Source organism: Streptomyces glaucus, assembly GCF_039533365.1.
GTDB classification, from domain to species: Bacteria; Actinomycetota; Actinomycetes; order Streptomycetales; family Streptomycetaceae; genus Streptomyces; species Streptomyces glaucus.
In genome coordinates, this window is sequence record NZ_BAAATK010000107.1 from 1 (window position 1) to 5,677 (window position 5,677).

Consider the following 5,677-nt stretch of genomic DNA (forward strand, 5'->3'; position numbering starts at 1 on the left):
GGGTGAACCAGCCCACCGTGCGGGACAGGTCCACGCCGTCCCGCGGCTCCCGGCCATGCCCCTCGACATCCACCAGCACCGCGCCGTCCGCGCCGGGCCGCGAGCGGGCGACCGCGCCCGCCAGCGTCGCCAGCAGCGCCTCGTGGACACCGCAGTGGAAGGCGGCGGCGACCCGGCCGACGAGGGCGTGGGCCGGGGCGCCGGACAGGGTCCAGGAGCGGTGCCGCAGGGTGGCGGCGGTGTCGCGGGCCGGGTCGAGCGCCCTCCCGCCGATCGGCGCGTCGCCGCCGTCGAGCAGTTCCCACCAGCGGTCCAGCTCCGCGACCCGCTCCCCGTGCCGGGCCTCGGACTCCAGCAGCTCCGCCCAGCGCCGGAACGAGGTCCCCACCGGATCCAGCCGCGCGGCCCGGCCCGCCACGGCCGCCTCGCACGCGGCCCGCAGGTCCGGCAGCAGGATCCGCCACGACACACCGTCCACCACCAGGTGATGGACGACCAGGGCCAGTCGCCCCGTCCGCTCCGGACCGGCGTCCACCCAGACCAGCCGCACCATCGCACCGGCCGCCGGGTCCAGCCGGTCCGCCGCGTCCCGTGCCGCCCGTTCCACGGCCCGGTCCGGGTCCTCGTCGGTCCGGAGCTCGACCCGCGCCACCAGTGCGGCGGGGTCCACGGATCCGCGGCCCGCGACCACGAGGACCGGCGCGTCGGCCGCCGCCCGGGCGCGCAGCACGGCGTGCGTGTCCAGCAGGGTCCCGAGGGCGGTGGCCAGGGTCTTCTCGCCCAATGCCGGCGGCGCCGCGACGACCGCCCACTGCGCGAATCCGGGGCGGGCCGCGGCACGGCCCAGAGCGCGCATGACGGGCGTCCAGGGCAGTTCGCCGACGGCGTCCTCGGTCGTGGTCGCGGCCCGCGCCCCGGCCGGCCGGGCGGCGAGGGCGAGCCTGGCGGGTGTGCGCAGTTCGAAGACCTGACGTGGGGTCAGTACCAGGCCGGCCCGTCCGGCCCTGGCGACGACCTGCATCGAGGTGATCGAGTCCCCGCCGAGGTGGAAGAAGTCGTCGTCGGCGCCGGCCCGTTCCAGGCCCAGCACCGCCGCGAAGATCTCGCACAGCGTCCGTTCCGCGGCGGTGCGCGGCTCACGCCCCGTCGCCCGGCCCGCGAAGTCCGGCGCGGGCAGCGCCTTGAGGTCGACCTTGCCGTTGACCGTCAGGGGCAGGGCCTCCAGCACGACGAAGGCGGCCGGGACCAGGTACTCGGGCAGCGAGCCGGCCACCCGATCGCGTACGGCCCCCGTGTCCAGCTCCCCGCCGCCGGGCACGAGATAGCCCACCAGCCGCTTCTCCCCGGGCCGGTCCTCCCGGGCGACGACCACCGCCTGGGCGACCCCGGGCTGTGCCGCCAGGACGGCCTCCACCTCACCCGGCTCCACCCGGAAACCCCGGATCTTCACCTGCGCATCCGCCCGGCCGACGAAGACCAGCTCCCCCTCCTCCGTCCACCGCGCCAGATCACCGGTGCGGTACATCCGCTCCCCGGCCGCGAACGGGCAGGCCACGAACCGCTCCGCCGACAGCGCGGCCCGCCCCGCATACCCCCGCGCCAGCCCGGCACCCGCGACATACAGCTCACCCGTCACGCCAGGGGCGACAGGGTGCAGATAGGCGTCGAGGACGTACACCCGGCGGCCGGACAGCGGCCGGCCGATCGGCAGCACCCGGGAGGTGTCCTCGCCCGGCTCCAGCAGGTGCCAGGTCGCGCACAGGGAGACCTCGGTGGGGCCGTACAGGTGGCGCACCCGCACCCCGGGACAGGCGGCCCGCACCCGCTCCACCGCCTCCAGGGGCACCACATCACCACCCGTGAGCACCTCCCGCGCCCCCGCGAAACACCCCGGCGCCTCCTCCGCCAGCACCCGGAACAACCCCGCGGTCACATGCACATGCGTCACCCCGGCCGCGACATACCCACGCACAGCCGCCGCATCCACCACCGCTCCCGGCTCCGCCACCACCACCCGGGCCCCGGACGCCAACGGCACCCACACCTCGAACAACGAGATGTCGAACGCATGCGGAGCATGGAACAACACCGCATCCCCCGGCCCCACACCCCACCCCGCCTCCCCCACCAGCGCCGCCACACTCCCGTGCGGCACCGCCACCCCCTTCGGCACCCCCGTCGACCCCGACGTGTACATCACATACGCGAGATCGTCCCCGATGACCCGGACGGGAACCGGCCCGCCCCCGCCGTCGAGGATCGACGGGTCGTCGAGCGGGAGCAGCCGGCCCGGCACGTCGTCGGGTACGGCAGCACGCGTCCGTCCGGAGCACACCACGGCCGCCGGGGCGCAGTCCGTGAGCAGGGACGCGATCCGCTCCGCCGGGTGCCCGGCGTCCACGGGGACGTAGGCGGCCCCGGCCTTCCCCACCGCGAGCAGTGTGACCAGCAGTTCCGCCGATCGTTCCAGCACCACGGCGACCCGGTCGCCGGCGCGCACCCCCCTGTCGGCCAGGCGGCGGGCCAGCCGGTCGGAGGCAGCGTCCAGCCGGGCGTACGTCAGCTCCCGTCCGCCGTCGAGGACCGCGACGGCGTCCGGCGTCCGCGCGGCCTGCCGGGCGAAGAGGTCCAGGACGGACTCGCCCGGTGTTCCGGTTCCGGTCGCGTTCCCGTAGCCGACGACCCGGGTCCGCTCGGCCTCCCGTATCGCGTCGATACGCCCCATCGGCTGCCGCGGGTCGGCCGCCAGCTGTTCCAGTACCCGGACGAGCCGGCCGAAGATCGCCTCTGCGGTCCGGCGGTCGAAGAGGTCGGGGCGGTAGTCGAGCTTGAACAGCATCCGGTCCTTGGGGACGGCGACGAGGGTCAGCGGGTAGTGGGCCGTCTCCTGGCCGGCGGCGAAGCGCAGGGTGAAGGCGCCGGGGGCGGCGGGCTCCTCGGGCGGGCGGGGGTAGTTCTCGAAGACGACGAGGGTGTCGAAGACCGCGCCCGCGCCGCCGAGCCGCTGGATCTCGGCGAGGCCGAGGTGCTGGTGGGCGATGAGCGCGGACTGGCGGGTCTGGAGTTCCTTCAGCATCTCCACCGACGGCCGTCCGCCGTCGAGTTCGACCCGCACCGGCAGGGTGTTGATGAACATGCCGATCATCGACTCCACGCCCGCGAGCCCGGCGGGGCGCCCGGCGACCGTGGCGCCGAACACCACGTCCGTGCGGCCGGTCAGCCGGGCCAGGACCATGGCCCAGGCGCCCTGGATCAGCGTGTTGACGGTGAGGCCGTGCCGCCGGGCCAGGCCGGTCAGTTCACCGGTCAGCTTCTCGGGGAGGTCGGCGATCAGGCTGTCGGGCAGGACGGGCGTACGGCCCGGGTCGGCGGCCGCGACCAGTGTGGGTTCCCCAGCGCCGAGCAGTTCGGCCCGCCATGCCTCGCGTGCCGCGTCCTTGTCCTGGCGGCTCAGCCAGGCGAGGTAGTCGCGGTAGGAGCTGGGTTCGGGGAGTTCCGCGGCGTCGCCGCTGGCCGCGTAGACCGCGGTCAGTTCGTGGAGCAGGACGGGCATCGACCAGCCGTCCATGATGAGGTGGTGGCTGGTGACGATCAGCCGGTGCCGGTTCTCGGCCAGCCGCACGAGGAGCAGGCGGAGCAGGGGCGGGGTGACCAGGTCGACACGCCGCGCCCGGTCCTCGGCGGCCAGGTCCGCGAGCCGGGCCGCCGCCGTCTTTCCGTCCAGCCCCGAGAGGTCCTCCACCCGCCACGGCAGTTCCGCCTCGCGTGCGATGACCTGCACGGCCTCGCCCGATTTGCGGCGCCGGAAGCCCGCCCGCAGCACCGGGTGCCGGGCGACCAGCGCCTGCCACGACGCGCGCAGCCGGTCGGCGTCGACGGGTCCGTCGAGGTCCAGGAGCCGCTGCCCTTGGTAGACGTCCGGCCCCTCACTGTCGAAGGCCGCGTGGAACAGCAGGCCCTCCTGCAGCGGCGACAGCGGCCAGACGTCCTCGACCTGGGATCGGGTCATCGCGTAACTCCTCACAGACGAGCGGGTGTCGGGCGGTCGGCCGCCCACAGGCCGGTGTCGGGGCGGGTGTCTACGGGTGTTCGTCGGCGAACTCGGCCTCGAGCTCGTCGACTTCGTCCTGGTCGAGGTCGAGGAGGGGGAAGTCGGACGCGGTGTGGCCGCCGGCCGACGGGTCCGCGGTGTGCGCGGCCAGGCCGTCCAGCAGCCGCAGCCAGATCCGGCCGAGCCGTTTCGCGGAGGCGGTGTCGAGCGGACCGGAGGGGTGGCTCAGCAGCAGGGTGAGTTCGGGTCCTTCGGCGCCGTCGCGGATCACCGCTCCCGCGCCGAGGACGTGCTTGACGGGCATGTCGGGGTGGGTGGAGCCGCCGAGCGCGGACGGGCCGGCGGGCTGCCAGGCGGCCGGCTCCGCCGCGGGGGCGGGGAACCGGCCGAGGTAGTTGAAACCCACCTGGGGGGCGGGGAGCCCGGCCAGTACCGGCGCCGTGCCGGGATTGAGGTGACGCAGCAGCCCGTGGCCGAGCCCGTCCCCGGGCACCGCCCGCACCTGCTCCTTCACCGCCTTCAGCAGCGCCCCCGCCGCCGGCCCCCCGGCCGACGCGCCCGCGACGTCGATGCCGGTCAGGTCGATCCGCACCGGATGGACACGGGTGAACCAGCCCACCGTGCGGGACAGGTCCACGCCGTCCCGCGGCTCCCGGCCGTGCCCCTCGACATCCACCAGAACGTCATGTTCTGTACCGGGGCGCCATGCTATGACGGCCGCGGCGAGCGTGGCGAGGAGTACCTCGTGGACACCGCAGTGGAAGACACCGGGGGTGCGTCCGACGATCACCCGTGCCTGCGGTGCGGGCACGGTCCAGAGGTGGCGTTCGAGGGTGGCGGCGGTGTCGCGGGCCGGGTCGAGCGCCCTCCCGCCGATCGGCGCGTCGCCGCCGTCGAGCAGTTCCCGCCAGCGGTCCAGCTCCGCGACCCGTTCCTCGTGCCGGGCCTCGGACTCCAGCAGCTCCGCCCAGCGCCGGAACGAGGTCCCCACCGGATCCAGCCGCGCGGTCCGGCCCGCCACGGCCGCCTCGCACGCGGCCCGCAGGTCCGGCAGCAGGATCCGCCACGACACACCGTCCACCACCAGGTGATGGACGACCAGGGCCAGTCGCCCCGTCCGCTCCGGACCGGCGTCCACCCAGACCAGCCGCACCATCACACCGGCCGCCGGGTCCAGCCGCCCGGCAGCCGCCCGAGCGGCCCGTTCGGCGGCCTCGTCCAGCTCACCGGGTTCGGTCACCCGCAGTACGGAGATCAGCGTGGCCGGGTCGACGCCGCCCCGCTCCCCCACCACGAGCCCCGGCCCGTCCGTCGCCCGGGCCCGCAGCATGGCGTGCGTGTCGAGCAGGCTGCCCAGTCCGGCGGCGAGCGTCCGGTCGTCCAGCGCGGGCGGAGCGCCGACGATCATCCACTGGGCGAACCCGGGACGGGCGGCGGCGGTGCCGGAGGCCGCGAGGGCGGGCGTCGGCGGAACGGGGCCCGTGTCGGCGTCCCGCGCCGCCTCCGCGTCCGCCACAGGCTGTGCCACGGCGGCGATGGCGGCCGGGGTCTCGTGCTCGAAGACGTCCTGCGCGCCGAACACCAGGCCCCGGCGCGTGCCGCGCGCGGCGAGCTGCATCGACATGA

2 protein-coding genes are annotated in these 5,677 nt (G+C 75.5%); both read right to left on the reverse strand.

Features of this window, described 5'->3' with window-relative positions:
- The coding region (locus ABD363_RS32210) for a non-ribosomal peptide synthetase (RefSeq protein ID WP_344610002.1) at positions 1 to 4,009 on the reverse strand (4,009 nt) is incomplete at its 3' end.
- A 70-nt stretch (positions 4,010 to 4,079) separates the two neighbouring features.
- Positions 4,080 to 5,677 (reverse strand): condensation domain-containing protein (locus tag ABD363_RS32215; protein ID WP_344610003.1); only part of this gene is annotated, 1,598 nt, incomplete at its 5' end.